The 16,236-nt window shown below is 54.1% G+C and carries 15 protein-coding genes; all 15 read left to right on the top strand.

The features are described 5' to 3' along the window. Window positions 1-2: 2 nt before the first annotated feature. Window positions 3-1,310, top strand: coding sequence for a hypothetical protein (locus tag EL388_RS11445; protein ID WP_126463541.1), 1,308 nt, complete (start codon window positions 3-5; stop codon window positions 1,308-1,310). 18 nt (window positions 1,311-1,328) lie between these two features. Next, on the top strand, window positions 1,329-2,075 hold the full coding sequence (locus tag EL388_RS11440) for a glycosyltransferase family 2 protein (RefSeq protein WP_126463540.1): 747 nt from the start codon (window positions 1,329-1,331) through the stop codon (window positions 2,073-2,075). 3 nt (window positions 2,076-2,078) lie between these two features. Next, window positions 2,079-3,029, top strand: a complete 951-nt coding sequence (locus EL388_RS11435; protein ID WP_126463539.1) for an NAD-dependent epimerase/dehydratase family protein — start codon at window positions 2,079-2,081, stop codon at window positions 3,027-3,029. A gap of 11 nt (window positions 3,030-3,040) precedes the next feature. Further along, window positions 3,041-4,372: an N-acetyl sugar amidotransferase gene (locus EL388_RS11430; protein WP_126463538.1), complete on the top strand. Its 1,332-nt coding sequence runs from the start codon at window positions 3,041-3,043 to the stop codon at window positions 4,370-4,372. Between the two features lie 10 nt (window positions 4,373-4,382). Beyond that, a complete protein-coding gene (gene hisF, locus EL388_RS11425) occupies window positions 4,383-5,144 on the top strand; it encodes an imidazole glycerol phosphate synthase subunit HisF (RefSeq protein WP_126463537.1) in 762 nt (253 codons plus the stop codon). After that, entirely contained in the window at window positions 5,141-5,794 is a 654-nt protein-coding gene (gene hisH, locus EL388_RS11420; RefSeq protein ID WP_197721786.1) for an imidazole glycerol phosphate synthase subunit HisH, read from the top strand. Before hisF ends, hisH begins: the two co-directional genes overlap by 4 nt. 32 nt (window positions 5,795-5,826) lie before the next feature. Then, a complete protein-coding gene (locus EL388_RS11415) occupies window positions 5,827-6,846 on the top strand; it encodes a Gfo/Idh/MocA family protein (protein WP_126463535.1) in 1,020 nt (339 codons plus the stop codon). Next, a complete protein-coding gene (locus tag EL388_RS11410) occupies window positions 6,833-7,558 on the top strand; it encodes an acylneuraminate cytidylyltransferase family protein (protein ID WP_126463534.1) in 726 nt (241 codons plus the stop codon). The genes EL388_RS11415 and EL388_RS11410 overlap by 14 nt, the downstream gene beginning before the upstream one ends. A 38-nt stretch (window positions 7,559-7,596) precedes the next feature. After that, window positions 7,597-8,382: an SDR family oxidoreductase gene (locus EL388_RS11405; protein ID WP_197721785.1), complete on the top strand. Its 786-nt coding sequence runs from the start codon at window positions 7,597-7,599 to the stop codon at window positions 8,380-8,382. A 628-nt stretch (window positions 8,383-9,010) separates the two neighbouring features. Then, window positions 9,011-10,045 carry an N-acetylneuraminate synthase gene (neuB, locus tag EL388_RS11400; RefSeq protein WP_126463533.1) on the top strand — a complete coding sequence of 345 codons (1,035 nt, stop codon included), beginning with the start codon at window positions 9,011-9,013 and terminating at the stop codon, window positions 10,043-10,045. Beyond that, on the top strand, window positions 10,042-11,184 hold the full coding sequence (gene neuC / locus EL388_RS11395; RefSeq protein WP_197721784.1) for a UDP-N-acetylglucosamine 2-epimerase: 1,143 nt from the start codon (window positions 10,042-10,044) through the stop codon (window positions 11,182-11,184). Before neuB ends, neuC begins: the two co-directional genes overlap by 4 nt. A gap of 91 nt (window positions 11,185-11,275) precedes the next feature. Continuing rightward, window positions 11,276-12,199, top strand: coding sequence for a formyl transferase (locus EL388_RS11390; protein WP_197721783.1), 924 nt, complete (start codon window positions 11,276-11,278; stop codon window positions 12,197-12,199). A gap of 20 nt (window positions 12,200-12,219) precedes the next feature. Then, the gene (locus EL388_RS11385; RefSeq protein ID WP_126463531.1) at window positions 12,220-13,698 is read left to right on the top strand and encodes a DegT/DnrJ/EryC1/StrS family aminotransferase; all 1,479 of its coding nucleotides are present in this window, start codon (window positions 12,220-12,222) and stop codon (window positions 13,696-13,698) included. Continuing rightward, entirely contained in the window at window positions 13,695-14,255 is a 561-nt protein-coding gene (locus EL388_RS11380; RefSeq protein WP_126463530.1) for a sugar transferase, read from the top strand. The genes EL388_RS11385 and EL388_RS11380 overlap by 4 nt, the downstream gene beginning before the upstream one ends. A gap of 415 nt (window positions 14,256-14,670) precedes the next feature. After that, a complete protein-coding gene (locus EL388_RS11375; RefSeq protein WP_338057658.1) occupies window positions 14,671-16,236 on the top strand; it encodes a polysaccharide biosynthesis protein in 1,566 nt (521 codons plus the stop codon).

The raw sequence follows: 16,236 nt of genomic DNA, 5'->3' as shown, positions 1-16,236 counted from the left end.
TGGTGACCAGACGCCTGTTCCCTCTCATTATGCTTGGCATTCTGCTTGTGCTGGCGGTGACCGCCTTGCATGCTCTGGCCTGGTGGTTGGCGCCATTTCATAGCGCCCACCCTGAGGCACCGGCCTGGTATGGCATCTTGTTATTCCAAGGAACTCTGATCGGCTCTATCTGGTTAGGCTTCCTACTTGTCTCAAAGCGTCAGCAGCCATATGCTTTTGATTACGCAGAGACATTCCGGAAAATGCCCTGCCATTGGATTCTGGCAATTTCTGTGAGCGGATTAGTTTTTCACCTTATTGCAAAGGCAAGTCTGTTTGAGTCAATTTCGTTATCCTGTTTTACTCAACTTCGTAGTGCCTGGATGGCGCATGACCGTAGCACTGATCCGACTTGGTTGCGAATGTTCAGCATGCTTGGTTACGTGGGGGCGCATTTCACTATGCCAGGTTTGCTGATTTGCGCGCTCAAAATCACGCTTGGCCGGCAATACTGGAAAACTTGGCTGAGCTTTATCGGCTTGACTATGGTGATAACCATTTTCGCCGGGGTTATCGTTTCTCGTACCATTATGGTAACCGCGTTAACGATGGTGTGTTTTGGGGTGCTGCTTGCTCTGTTCGGCAAGGCGAAACTGGATGCAAGACGTCTGCGCACAGGAATGCTTTCTGTCGTCTTTTTTATGGCTGTAGTTGCCATATTTAATCATCAGATATTCAAGAGCAAAATTGCATGTAGCGCCACAACAACGGAACAGTACGTTATGGCAAACCTCGCCGATACAGGCGTTACGATATCAGGGATACGCGAGGATGGCCGTGTTGCCCCATCATTCGGTCTACATTCGAGTATTCTCCCTACCTTGCACTACCTGAATCATGGGATATGGAACTACGCCATGATTCTTGATACCAGACAGCGTGGCGCTCCCGTATTGCTTGCGTTTATGAGTGCATATCTAAGCCGCCTGGGCTTGATGTCAAATCCAGAGGGTAATACTACACGCATCTATTCTCAGGGCGGCGCGACATTGCCGGGGGCAAGCTATCACGATTTTGGTTATCCAGGCTTGTTGGTTGTTGCCGTGTTTACTGCGGCCATGTGGGTTGCTGGTGTGTATCTCCTCTTGCGGGGAGGGGCGAGTTCCCTGTTTGGTCTGACCTTGGTTGTTGGTGCAGGGTTGACCATAGTGTTAAGCCTGCTTTTTGTGGCCCCGGCAACGATCAGTTATCCATTTACAATTTTTGCCTTTTTTGTCTGTGCTATCCATGAATGGCTATCGTCACGCATTCGGAAAGCAAGATCGGGATAATAGTTGATGTGTTTTTGAATGGCTCTGGTTTCAATTATTACGCCTGCTTATAAGGCGGCCGATTTCGTAGGTGAGGCAATCCGCTCTGTCCAAGCGCAAGGTTTCATGGATTGGGAGATGCTCATTGTTGATGACGGTTCGCCGGATCAGACTGCCGCTGTTGTCAGAGGGTATTGTGAGAAAGATAGCCGGGTAAAGTTAATCCGCCAAAAAAACAGTGGACCAGCCATGGCCAGGCAAGCAGCCCTCGAGGCGGCGCAGGGGAGATACATAGCGTTTCTGGACAGCGATGACTGTTGGCTTCCCGAGAAGCTGTCTAGACAACTGGAGTTCATGCATCAGGCTGGTGCAGCCTTGAGTTACACCCGCTTTAGGCGCATGAGTCATGATGGAAACACGGTGGGACATTTGATAGAAATTCCAGACCGCATCGACTACCGAGGGTTGCTGTGCAACACTGTGATTGCAACCTCAACGGTGATTGTTGATCGTCAACAGACTGGGCCTTTCCGGATGACCAAAACCTATTATGATGATTTTGCGCTTTGGCTCGAATTGCTGAGACGTGGTCACGTCGCTTGCGGTTTGCAGCAGGATTTGATGCGCTACCGAGTCTTGGATCAGTCGGTATCAAGAAACAAGGGCAAGTCCGCGAAAATGGTCTGGCGAATCTATCGCGATGTTGAGCGTTTATCGATGTTTGATGCAGCGTGGTGTTTCGCTAATTATGCATACAACGCCTGGCGAAAATATCGCGAATTTTGATCTATGCACATACTGGTAACCGGCGCCGGCGGGTTTATCGGGCGTGCCTGCGTGGCGGCATTTGTAGCACGTGGCTGGCAGGTGCGGGCCATTAGCCGCCAGATATTGACTGCGGCACCAGGACTGGAATCGGTGAGAGTGGAATCTCTGGTCGAGGTCGATTGGCGACATCTCCTAAGTGGCATCGATTGCGTATTGCATTTAGCAGGAGTTGCACACCAAAAGAAAACGTCGGCGCAAGACTACCAAGCCATCAATGTAGAAGTGACTGCCCGGCTCGCTACCGCCGCAGCAACTGGCGGCGTGAAACGCCTGATATACCTGAGTTCGATCGCCGTCCATGGTCGTTCACCAGATGGGGGGATGCTCGACGAGAATAGTGAACTGTGCCCTGAGGATGAGAATGGCAGGACTAAGGCGGCTGCAGAGGAGCGTATCCGGCAAATTGCTCAAGACGCCGGGATGGCTTGGACCATAGTGCGAGTACCGCTAGTCTATGGGCCTGATGCACCGGGTAATTTCCGGCGCTTGGTCAAGCTGGTGCAAAGTGGTTTGCCGCTGCCGCTCTTGGCGGCTACTGCCCCGCGAAGCTACATCGGCATCGAGAACTTGGTCTCGCTATTGATCCGTATTGTCGACTCCCAGGCAGCCTCTAATCGCACCTATTTGGCCAGTGATAATGATGATATGAGTACCGCAGAGCTCGTTCGGTTAATGGCAAAAGCGATTGGACGCTCTAGTCGCTTGTGGTGGATGCCGATTACGCTAATCCGTTTCGGTGCGACCCTGCTAGGACGGTCAAGTGATGCAGAGGGCCTGTTAGGGCGATTGCAGATCAATAGTAAAGCTTTACGTCAAGAACTGGGCTGGATACCCCCTTTGTCAGCGGCAGAAGGCATATCTCGGGCCATGAAATTGAGTGACTGCAACTTCAAACACGATCGTCGAATTTGAAAGGGTGAGAAATGGAAAAAATCCCTTATCCAAAGGCTGTTGATTACTCTCGCTATGAGGGTGAGGCTCATGCATATGAGGCAAAGTATGGGTTGCCATCTGAGGTGCGTTTTTGCGTGCGTTGCGTGATTTCTAACCAGCGGCCAAACTCGGCGGTGGAATACAAACACGTCAAGGAGAGTAAGAAGCAGACGATCAATTTAGATGAGGAGGGCGTCTGTGATGCCTGTCGTTTTGCGGAGAAAAAGCGCGCTGAAATCGATTGGGAAGAGCGGGAACGTCAGCTAGTCGCGTTATGCGACAAGCATCGCAGCAAAGATGGGAGTTACGATTGTATCGTGCCGGGTTCTGGCGGTAAGGACAGTTTCTATGCCTCGCATATCCTACGGAATAAATACGGAATGCATCCGCTGACAGTCACGTGGGCGCCGCATATTTACACCGAATGGGGATGGAAAAACTTTCAGAGGTGGATTCATGCTGGCCATGACAACCTGCTGTTTACCCCGAACGGTCGAGTACATCGATTGCTCACTCGGTTGGCCGTCGATAATCTATTCCACCCGTTCCAGCCTTTTATGCTTGGTCAGAAATTTCTAGCCCCAAAAATGGCCTTGTTGCATAAGATTCCATTGGTATTTTTCGGCGAAAACGAAGCGGAGTATGGCAATCCCATCAGCGATACCGAGTCGTCCAAGCGCGACTGGTCATATTTCACCGCTGCCGATCAATCCAAGGTGAGTCTGGGTGGAGTTTCGGTTCACGACCTGAAGCAATATTTCGGCCTCGAGCAGCAGGACCTCATTCCCTATCTGCCAGCCGATCCCTACCAAATCGAGGCGCAGAAAGTAGAAGTTCATTATTTAGGCTACTACCTTAAGTGGCACCCGCAAAGTTGCTATTATTATGCCGTGGAGCATGGCGGCTTCCAGGCCTCGCCAGAGCGAACGCCGGGCACCTACAGTAAATATAATAGTATTGATGACCGGATTGATGATTTTCATTACTACACCACAGGAATCAAATTTGGTATAGGACGAGCTACCTACGATGCAGCACAGGAAATTCGTTCTGGCGACATCACACGGGAGGAAGGTGTGGCGTTGGTCAAACGGTTCGATCACGAGTTTCCTGAGCGGTTTGCTGAAGAGATATTTCAATACCTCAGCATTCCGGAGAAGGAATTCCCCCAGGCCAGCAAGATGTTCGAGCAGCCATATATGACGCGCGAGTACTTTATGGCGCTCGCCGACAACTTTAGAAGCCCTCACTTATGGAAATGGGAGGATGGCCAATGGAAACTACGGCACGCGGTATGGCATTCCGAGCATCTACCCAAATAGTTTCTAATCCATGAGCAACCTGCGCATTATTCCCCGCTTGGACATAAAGGGGCCAAACCTCATCAAAGGCATTCAACTGGAAGGGCTCCGTGTGATGGGAGATCCCCAAAAGTTTGCGATCCGATACTATGAGGCCGGCGCTGACGAGCTAATATTTATAGATATTGTCGCCAGTTTGTACGGTCGCAACAATCTGAGTGACATCGTTCGGCGTGCGGCTGACCAGGTGTTCATACCGATCACCGTCGGTGGCGGGATACGTTCAGTTGATGATGCCCGGCACATTCTTCGCTCGGGCGCAGATAAGGTGGCGATAAATACCGCCGCCATAGCGAGACCGGAATTGATCACAGAGATCGCGCGGCGGTTTGGCTCACAGGCAATGGTGCTGTCGATCGAGGCCAAGCAAGTGGCAGCGGGTAAGTGGGAGGCCTACACTGACAATGGTCGTGAAAGAACGGGGTTGGATGTGTTGGAGTGGGCACTGCGTGGCGTCGAATTGGGTGCCGGTGAGATTCTGCTAACTTCAGTTGATCGGGAAGGCACCCGCCGTGGCTTCGATATAGACTTAATTCGCCAAGTCAGTGATGCTGTCCCGGTCCCGGTAATCGCCAGTGGTGGCATGGGCAGTCTCGGGCACTTTATCCAGGCGGCGACCGAGGGGCATGCTGATGCTGTATCGATGGCCGATGTTCTTCACTATAACCGGATTGGTTTGCATGAGATACGCGAGGCAGGGCGGCAAGCGGGCTTGGCGGTGAGGGTATTATGATGAAATGCAAGTCCATCACGCTTGTCGACTACGGCATGGCAAACCTACTCAACGTCAAGCGTGCTTTCGAGCAATGCGGCGCCATGGTGAATGTGATCGAAGAGCCGGCCCACGTGCTGGCTGCGGAGCGCCTGGTGGTGCCCGGGGTCGGGGCATTTCAGGATTGTATGGATGAGGTGAATCGCCGGGGCTTCGGTGAAGCGATTCGCAGCTACGTGGATAGCCAGCGTCCCATGTTGGGTATATGTGTTGGCATGCAGATTTTATTCGATGTCAGCGAGGAATTCGGTGAGCACAAGGGGGTGGGCATTTTACCCGGCCGGGTTCAGGCAATCCCGCGGCAAGCCGTGGATGGCAAAGCGCAACGTGTGCCGCATATCGGCTGGAATCATCTGATTGAGCCCGAGTGCGGCCGAGAGTGGGCAGGCACTTTGCTGGCGCCGTTTAGAGGCCAGAGACCAGCGGTATATTTCGTTCATTCCTTTGCCGCTCAACCAGAAAACGAAGGAGACCGTCTTGCCGACTGCCTTTATGGAGGGCATCGAATCTGTGCCGCGGTTCAGCGTCAGAATGTAATGGCGACCCAGTTTCATCCAGAGCGAAGTGGCGAGACAGGTTTGGCTATCATCAGGCAATTCCTAAATCTGTAGCCGCAGATACAAGCCCAATCAATACGCTTCAGATGGTAGATAGATATCTTATAGTCAGCTTGGGCAGCATTGGCCGTAGGCACCTGAAAAACCTACGGATACTTCGTCCTGAGGCCGAAATCGGTGTGTTGCGCTTGCACTCTAGTGCGCGCGAAACCGACCTTCCCGAGGGCGCCGATATCCAGTTCTTTAAGATCGATGATGCGCTGAGGTTTTCGCCTACCGCAGCCATTGTTGCTAGCCCGGCAAGCACTCATTTAACTGTTGCGTCATCGCTGGCCAAAGCCGGGATTCCGATGCTGATTGAAAAGCCATTTTCTGACAGCTGCACTGGGCTAGACGAATTGATCGAAACGGCCAAGGCTCGGCAACTGGTATTGATGGTCGCCTATAACCTACGATTTCTTCCTTCCTTAGGCGAGGCGCGGCGTCTTATTAAAACTGGCGCGATCGGCCGCGTTCTGGGTGTGAGGGCCGAAGTGGGACAGTATTTGCCGACTTGGCGGCCTACGGTGCCTTACCAAAGGACGGTTTCTGCACAACGTGCGATGGGTGGCGGTGCGCTGCTGGAATTAAGCCATGAGATTGACTATCTATACTGGATTTTTGGCTTGCCTACGCGAGTGAGTGCGGTTGGGGGGCACTATAGTGATCTGGAAATTGATGTCGAGGATATGGTCAGTTTGTGCCTTGAATATGATCAATCTCGGTGTCTTGCCCACATCCATCTTGACCTGTTGCAGCGATCAACGACTCGCAGCTGCAAATTTATCGGCACTGAAGGCACGCTGGTGTGGGATGGAATTGCCGACCGGCTAGACCTATTTGATGCGGCAAGCGGCACCTGGCAGAGGATAGAAACGGATTTATGCCCAGACCGCAATACCCTGTATGTCGACGAGCTTCGCCATTTCCTCGATTGTGTGAGCACAGGCTGCGCACCTGCCATTGGCGCAGATGCGGCTTATGACGTACTGGCCATCGTTGATGCTGCGAAGGCATCGATGTCGGGCAACTGCTCTGTGATGGTAAAGGGATATGGCAAGTATTAAGCAAAAGGCGGTATGTTTCATATTTGCGCGAGGGGGATCTAAGGGGCTGCCTGGCAAGAATATCAAGCCGTTGGCTGGCAAGCCTTTGATTGCACATTCGATCGCTATCGCGCGCCAATGCGCCCGAGTCGAAACCGTGGTCGTTTCAACCGATGATGCGGCGATTGCTGAGGTTGCGCGCATCTACGGTGCAGAAGTGCCGTTTATGCGTCCTGCGGAGCTTTCGAGCGACACGGCGCCGGAGTGGCTGGCATGGCGACATGCGGTCGACTGGTATCAGCGTGAGCGGGGAAGCTTCGATATCTTTTTGAGCCTGCCGGCCACTTCGCCATTCCGTAGTTTGGAAGATGTGAACGCCTGCTTGGACTTGCTTGCGAGCGATCGAGAAGCGGATGCGGTGATCACGGTTCGAGAAGCGGAGCGTAGCCCCTACTTCAATATGGTGTCACTCGACAAAGATGGTTATGCAAACTTGGTGATCAGGCCTAAAACCAGCATTAGTCGACGTCAGGATGCTCCCCGCGTGTATGAGATGACAACAGTTGCCTATGCAGTTCGTCCTGCTTTTATAAACCGTGCCGATTGTCTGTTCGCCGGACGTTTGCGTGCGGTTTGTGTTCCAGTGGAGCGCGCAATGGATATCGATACCCCTTATGATTTCATGCTGGCAGAAGCTCTGGCGGCCAGCAAGTTTTCTCATATCTTGGGGTAATTGCCTTGATGCATGAGACATGCCGCACGCTGTCGTCCATGATGGACCTCAAAGGTCGTGTCGCCGTGATTACCGGTGGCGCGGGATATCTGGGGCGCACGATGGCAGATGCCCTGGCTGAACTCGGGGCCTCGATTTGTTTGGTTGATCGGCATGCCGATTCCCTGGAATCGGCCACTCAGGTGTTGCGCAGCCGTTGGCGGGTAGATGTTGCGGCGATAGTGGCGGATCTAGAACAGGAAGCACAGCGCATTGGGCTCCCTCAGCAGGTGAAGGCGTTCTTTGGGAGAGGAGATATCCTAGTTAACAATGCGGGATTTGTCGGTGACAGTACGCTCAAGGGTTGGGTGGTGCCGTTCGAACAGCAGAAAATTGACACTTGGCGCCGAGCCCTTGAAGTCAATCTGACGGCGGCATTTCATCTCTCGCAGCTTTTTGCGCCGATGTTGAAAGTCGGGGGAAAGGGTTCAATCATCAACATCGGCTCTATCTATGGAGTTGTGGGCCCGGATATGAGCCTTTATGAAGGAACTGCAATGGGCAACCCGGCGGCCTATTCTGTCAGCAAGGGAGGTTTGCTGCAAATGTCGCGCTGGTTGGCGGCGGTGCTTGCTCCTGATGTTCGAGTTAATAGCATATCGCCTGGTGGTATTGCCCGCGGGCAACCCGCAGCGTTTGTCGAGCGTTACGAAAAACGAACACCACTTCGCCGTATGGGGGTAGAGGATGATTTTAAGGGCGCCATTGCCTATTTCGCCAGCGACTTGTCGGCTTGGGTCACGGGTGAAAACTTGATGGTCGATGGTGGCTGGACAGTATGGTGAGGAACTGCCGATGAAATGGATCGCCGTTCATCATGGAGGTGCAATTTGGACAATGTGTATATTGTTAACACCGCGCTTGGGTGGTCTTTGTGTGACATAAATTGGCACGGTCCTAGTAAACGCCCTTGAGACTTAAGGCTCTTTTGAGTTTCGAGCGTGTTAAGCGGCATCAAGGTTGATGTGGGCGAAGTCGATCTCGACTGCGATGAGGAAGATCGCAGTGTAGATAGTAGAGAATCGTCCGTAACCACGGGTCTATCGCCTGGGGGGTGAAACAGGCTGTCCATGGCTTCGAGGAAGCAGTATATCAGCCGCGTCAGCGTCCAGGCGGCGATACCCCACATGTGGTTGCAGATAGGACATGCGACCTCCTTCATTGGCACGACATTGCTGCGAATCACGGCGGTGCACTGCTGAGCCAGCTGGCAGCACGACATTGGTCTGCTTACGCTCCAGGATGTCGCGTAGTTGCACACGTTAGAGCCAAGCCTGTGCTGTGCGCTTCTTGGTGAAGGCCTAGGAACTGATCGCGCACAGGTGGAAGTTAATGTCGCCTGTCATTTACGCGAACAATACAGGCAAGTTTTATCATATCTTCTCAAGGTTATAAGGGATTTTTCTAACAAATATGGGGCGAGTCTTTGTAATTGCAGAGGCGGGGGTCAACCATAACGGTGACGAGAGGCTAGCCCTCCAACTGGTCGATGCGGCAGCTCGTTGCCAGGCAGACGCGGTAAAGTTTCAGACGTTCAAGGCAGATAAATTGGTACGCAGAGGTGCGGACAAAGCCGAATATCAGAAACGAACTACAGGAGCAGGAGACCAGTATTCCATGCTAAAGGTTTTGGAGATTTCTGAAGCCTTGCATCGTAGGCTTGTAGGCCGTTGCAACGAGGTGGGCATCGAATTCATGTCTACTCCGTTTGACGAAGAGTCAGCCGATTTTCTAGTCGACCTAGGGATAAAACGAATCAAAATTCCCTCCGGTGAACTGACCAATCACCCTTTTTTGGCGCACCTAGCGGCTAAAAACTTGCCGCTGATTCTGTCGACCGGCATGTCGACACTGGAAGAGATCCAAGAGGCAGTCGAAGTGATCAGGGCAGCGCGCGAGCAAAGGGGGCTCTCCGGCCAGCTGTCGGATGTGCTAACGATTCTTCACTGCACGTCAAATTATCCAACGGCACTGGAGAACGTGAATCTTCGAGCCATACCAACGTTGATTGATACCCTCCACCTGCCAGTAGGGTATTCCGACCACACCGAAGGGATTATGGTTTCGGTAGCAGCGGTCGCTGCAGGGGCCGTGGTGATCGAAAAGCATTTCACCTTGGATCGCGGGCTGCCAGGGCCCGACCATACGGCATCATTAGAACCCGGGGAATTGGCAGAACTGGTAGCTCGTGTCCGCGAAATAGAGAGAGCCATGGGGTCTGGCTTAAAGCGGCCGACAGAAAGTGAACTGGCTGTACGGGAGCTTGTTCGTCGCAGTGTCACGCTTGTCCGGCGTGTTCGAGGTGGCCAGATGATTACGCGTGACGACTTAGCGTTATTGCGGCCGGGGAATGGTATACCACCCAAGCAATTAGAGATAGTAATCGGCCGCCGGGCGGCGCGTGATATTGAAGAGGGTACTACTCTGCAGTGGAGTGACCTGGTGTGAGTGAGCGCAGGCGTAAGATTTGCTATGTCTCCGGCACCCGGGCTGATTTTGGCCTGATGCAGGCGACCCTACAGGCGATAGCTAGTGATTCGGGGCTTGATCTAGATGTGGTCGCCACCGGGATGCATTTGTCACAACGTTTCGGCATGACTGTGGACGAGATAGTTGCCAGTGGACTCACAGTTGCGGAACGTATTCCCGTAGATATCGAAGTGGCCACTGGTGCCGCGATGGCCCGCAACCTCGCAAAAACCTTGTCGGGCTGTGTTGCCGCTTTTGAACGCCTGGGCCCTGATCTGGTACTACTGCTCGGTGACCGTGGCGAAATGCTTGCCGCTGCATTAGCAGCCATCCATCTAAATATCCCGGTCGCTCATATCCACGGTGGTGAGCGCTCTGGTACGGTCGATGAGCCGGTCCGGCATGCAATTTCGAAACTTTCACATTATCACTTTGTTACCTCGGAGAATGCTCGTCAACGCCTGGTTCGGATGGGGGAGCGTGAAGAGCATGTTTTTGTTACAGGGGCGCCCGGGCTAGATGGCGTCCGTGAATTGGCCTCCCTGGATCGTGCCACTTTATGCAGCGAGGTCGACTTCGATCCTAATGGCAAATTGGCGTTGCTGGTATACCACCCTGTGTTGCAGGAAGCGGATAATGCGCCTGACCAAGCCAAGGCGTTGATCGAGGCCTGTCTGTCAAGAAATATCCAGTTAATTGCCCTGATGCCGAATTCGGATGCGGGGAGTGAAGGGGTCAGGAAAGTATTAGACGCATTTTCCGGTCACCCGAAGGTGCGGGTTAGAACTCACTTGCCGCGGCAGGTATTTATTTCATGGATGGCTTCGAGTGACTTGATGATTGGGAATTCAAGCAGTGGGATTATCGAGGCGGCGAGCTTTGGCACCCCGGTGATTAATGTGGGTTTGCGTCAAAACCTGCGCGAGAGAAATTTGAATGTGATCGATTCGCCGCCCGAAATTAGGGCCGTGTCTGCTGCTATCGATTCTGCTATGAAGCATGGGCGTTACCCGATCGAAAACATATATGGAGATGGTCAGGCAGGTAGGCGCATTGTTGAGCTGTTGCGCTCGCTCGAACTTAAGGGCGACGTGTTGCTCAAAACCAATACCTACTGATCTGAATCGGGCGATCTTGCGCTGCTTGTGACCGGCTTTAAGGAGGCGTAAATTTGGTATCGTTCGTTCTGGGTCAGGTGTGTGTGGTTCATTGGGCAACTTCGACTTGGCGGTTGATGGGGCAAAATGCTCACGCATTCTCACCCCCCTTCCAGTTAATCAAAATTGCACTGCAAACTTGAATCCGCGCATGATTAATGTTCTGTTCATGGGGCGTAAGCCGGTGGCGGCACAGGCCTTGACCTGGCTAAGCAAGCGAGATGACGTCAAGGTAACCGGCGTGATTACGGATAGCCACTTAGCGGTTTCGCCAACCAGGGATGTCGCCCAGAGGCTGGGGATCTCTGTGTTGTCGAGGGAAGAGATGGAGGAACAGGTACAGTCGGGCAAATTGCAGGTGGATCTTGCCTTCTCAATGCTTTATTGGCAGAAGATTCGCGCACCATTGCTACAGGCGTGTTCACGAGGGGTGATTAATTTTCACCCCGCGCCATTGCCAGACTATAAAGGGACGGCTGGCTATAACCTGGCTATCCTGGAAGGCTTGGATCATTGGGCGGTAAGTGCGCATTATGTGGATCAAGATATTGATACGGGCGCGCTGATCGAGGTGAGTCGTTTCCCCATTGACATCGATTACGAGACCGCACAGAGCCTCGAGCGGAAATCACAGTCAGAACTGTTTACACAATTTCAACGCGTTGCGGAACAGGCAATCAGATCCCCGCGGATCCTGCCCACCGTCCCCAATGTGGGTGGCAGATATGTCAGCCGGCAGGAGATGGAGGCCATGAAGGAAATGCGTCCTGGGGATGACGTGTTGCGTAAGATTCGAGCCTTTTGGTTCCCCCCCTACGATGGCGCATATGTCGTGATTAATGGAGTTAAATGTACCCTGGTTAGCCCACAGATTCTTCATTCTTTGGCAGACTCGACTGTGAGTAGTTTATTCACTCGCTCTACTACCGAAGAAAATGGAAGTGCCAATGTGGCTGCACGTTGTGATGCTGGCTGAACTTGGGGTCTAAGACGAGAGTGATTTCGATTTCTGAACTTTCCTTATCACGGCGGGCGACGATCCACGATGCGCTGGCTCAATTGGATCGCACGGGGTTGGGCATCCTTCTTCTCATCAGGGAGAATGGTACTTTCGAGCGTACTCTGACCGATGGTGATCTGCGTCGCCTGCTGCTGGCAGGCCATGGACTCGATACCGAGCTTGCCGTGTTGCCCCAAATTCAGTCCCAAGTCATTACTCGTGGTTATTCTCGCCGGGATGCTCTGGACCTGATGAATAAAAGCGCGATCAACCACCTGCCTGTGGTTGATCATGACGGCAGGGTGATCGACCTTGTTGATCGCAAGGATATCGATGAGCAGATTCTGCTCTCTACACCACATATCGGTAGTGCCGAGCGAGAATTCGTCGAGGAGGCCTTTCGAACCAATTGGATTGCACCGCTGGGTCCCAATGTGGACGCCTTCGAACAGGAATTGGTTCAGCGGGTAAACAGCAAGCATGGTGTGGCATTGTCTTCCGGTACTGCCGGAATTCATCTTGGCCTGCGAGTGCTTGGCGTTGGCGTGGGTGACCGCGTGTTCTGCTCGACATTAACCTTTGCGGCAAGCGCGTTCCCGATCGTATATCAGGGGGCGGAGCCCGTGTTTATTGACTCCGAAAGGGAGTCTTGGAACATGTCGCCCGACGCCCTGGCGCGTGCTTTTGAAACGGCTCGCGCAGAAGGCTGGATGCCGAAAGCTGTCATCGTCGTTAACCTCTATGGCCAGAGTGCAAATATGGACCCAATTCTGGCCCTATGTGAGAGCTATGGCGTGCCAGTTCTTGAGGATGCAGCTGAATCTTTGGGGGCGAAATACAAAGGACGGCACAGCGGAACCCTGGGTAAGCTAGGAGTGTATTCTTTCAACGGCAACAAGATCATCACCACTTCCGGTGGTGGTATGCTGGTCTCCGAAGATTCTGCACTAATAGAAAAGGCTCGCTTTCTTGCCACTCAGGCCCGGGACCCTGCGCCGCATTACCAGCATAGCGAGATAGGCTTTAATTATCGGATGAGCAATATCTTGGCCGGCGTCGGCCGTGGTCAGCTAAAGGTACTCGACAGTCGGATAATGGCCCGGCGCGAGATATTCGAGGTTTATCGTGCTCAGTTAGCTGACCTCGATATCTTCGATTGGATGCCGGAGCCAGAGTGGAGCTTCTCCAATCGCTGGTTGACGGCCGCTACGCTTCGTCCAAATGCACCGATCAAGGCGGCGGAACTGGTTCAGCGGTTAGCCAATGAGATGATCGAGGCGCGGCCGGTATGGAAGCCGATGCATCTGCAGCCGGTGTTCGCGGGGCGGCGTTATTTCACCGCTAACGGTGCCTCGGTGTCCGACACTTTGTTTGAAAATGGCATTTGTCTCCCTTCTGGCTCGAATATGAGTGAAAAACAGCTGGAGCGGGTCATTGCCACTGTCCGCGCCATGCTTGACAATCACCCGAAATGAAACGGGTCCTCGATATCGTCTTTGCTGTGATGGCATTGGTTGTCCTTGCGCTGCCTATGCTGCTGATCGCGATCGCGATTCGGCTCAGCTCTCCGGGGCCAATCCTTTACTGGTCGGACCGTGTTGGTCAGTACAATCGTATTTTTCGGATGCCGAAGTTCCGGAGCATGAAAAATAACACTCCGATCGTGGCGACCCACCACCTTGATAGGCCAGACTCTTACTTGACACCAGTCGGGCCTTTCCTGCGCAGAACCAGCCTCGATGAGTTGCCGCAACTATGGAGCATTCTGAAAGGCGAAATGAGCTTTGTTGGTCCCCGTCCGGCCCTTTTTAATCAGGATGACCTCATTGCGCTACGTACAGAACAGGGTGTTCATCGACTCGTTCCAGGCTTGACTGGATTGGCTCAAGTCAATGGTCGGGACGACTTGTCCATCCCGGATAAAGTCAAGCTGGATGTCGAGTATCTAAACAGGAAATCATTATGGCTCGATCTGTGGATTCTCTTGCTGACTCTGCTGAAGGTTGTGCGGCGGGAGGGCGTTTCTCATTAGCGTGATTGAAGGCCGAGAGCGAAGGCAAGAAACGATGGATACAAAATCTGATTTCAGCCTGGCGCTACCTGTATTGGCGCTGCCTCGCGTTGTCAAACGTCTTGTTGTGCTTGCGGTCGACGCGAGTCTGTGTGTTTTTACTGTCTGGCTGGCCTTTTATTTAAGATTAGGCGAATGGGTAACACTTTCTGGTAGTGATGGCTGGCAGCCTATGCAGGCAGTGATCGGGTCCCTAGTGTTTGCACTGCCAATCTTTATCGTCAGTGGTTTTTACCGCGCCATCTTTCGGTACTCTGGCTGGCCAGCCTTGATGGCAGTGACCAAGGCAATGATTGCCTATGGTCTATTGTTTGCGGCGATTTTTACAGCCTATGGTGTTCAGGGGGTACCGCGCACCATAGGCCTGATCCAGCCTATGTTGCTGCTTTTGGCTGTTGGGGTCACGCGCGCCTTTGCCAGTTTCTGGCTTGGTGGGCTGTATCAGAGCCAACTCAAGCGAGCTGCCCTACCTAAGGTGTTGATCTACGGCGCTGGCGCCTCGGGCCGGCAGCTCGCCGCGGCCCTGGCCAACAGCCACGAGATGCGGGTGGTGGGCTTTCTCGACGACGACGACCGGCTGCACGGCCATGTCCTGAATGGGCTGCCAATCTACAGTCCGGCCGATCTGCCCGGCCTGGTGGAGGCGCTCAAGGTGAGCGACGTGCTGCTCGCACTGCCATCGGTCTCGCGCAGGCGCCGCAATGAGATTCTGAACCAGATGCGCCAGGCCCATGTCGCGGTGCGCACCCTGCCCAGCGTGACGGAGCTGGCCCAGGGCAAGGTCAGCACGGCAGACCTGCGCGAATTGGACATCGACGACCTCCTGGGGCGCGAGCCGGTGACGCCCAATCACATCCTGCTCGGCAAGAACATCGTGGGCAAGGTGGTGCTGGTCACCGGGGCCGGGGGATCGATCGGCGGCGAGCTCTGCCGCCAGATCCAGCGGATCGGGCCGGCCAGCCTGCTTATGGTGGAGCAGAGCGAGTTTGCGTTGTACGAAATCCATCAGGAACTCCAGGCCAAGCCGGGGGGCGCCAGGCTGGTGCCGCTGCTCGCCTCGGTGCAGGATGCCGAGCGCATGCGCGAGATCATGGCGACCTGGCAGCCCGACACGGTCTATCACGCGGCGGCCTACAAGCATGTGCCGCTGGTCGAGCACAATCCGGCCGAGGGTATCAAGAACAATGTGCTGGGCACTCTCACCGCGGCGCGCGCGGCGGTGGAGCAGAAGGTGGCCGATTTCGTGCTGATCAGCACCGACAAGGCGGTGCGGCCGACCAATATCATGGGGGCGAGCAAGCGGCTGGCCGAGATGGTGTTGCAGGCGCTGGCGGCGACCGCACCCGCGACCAAGTTTTCCATGGTCCGTTTCGGCAATGTGCTCGGTTCTTCCGGCTCGGTGGTGCCGAAGTTCCGGCAGCAGATCCGGGACGGCGGCCCGATTACGCTGACCCATCCCGAAATCACGCGTTATTTCATGACCATTCCCGAGGCGGCCCAGCTGGTGATCCAGGCCGGCGCCATGGCCAGGGGCGGCGATGTCTTCGTGCTGGACATGGGGCAGCCGGTCAAAATCATGGACCTGGCACGCCGGATGATCGAACTGTCCGGCCTGACCGTGCGGGATGAGGCCAATCCCGATGGCGATATCGAAATCGAGGTGATCGGTTTGCGCCCGGGCGAGAAACTCTATGAGGAACTGTTGATCGGCGACAACCCGAAGCCGACTGCGCATCCGCGCATCATGAAGGCGCACGAGGATTTTCTGCCGTGGCCGGAGCTGGAGGAAAAGCTCAAGGCATTGAAGCTCGCCCTCGATGTCAACGACGTGGCCGTGGTGCGGGCCATGCTGGCGCAGCTGGTTTCGGGCTACCAGCCCAGTGGCGAGATCGTCGATTGGGTGTATCTGGAGCAGGAACTGGCGGCCGAGGCGGATTCCTGA

The organism is Sulfuritortus calidifontis, from assembly GCF_003967275.1.
Classification (GTDB): domain Bacteria; phylum Pseudomonadota; class Gammaproteobacteria; order Burkholderiales; family Thiobacillaceae; genus Sulfuritortus; species Sulfuritortus calidifontis.
This window is presented reverse-complemented; position numbering and strand designations above follow the sequence as displayed.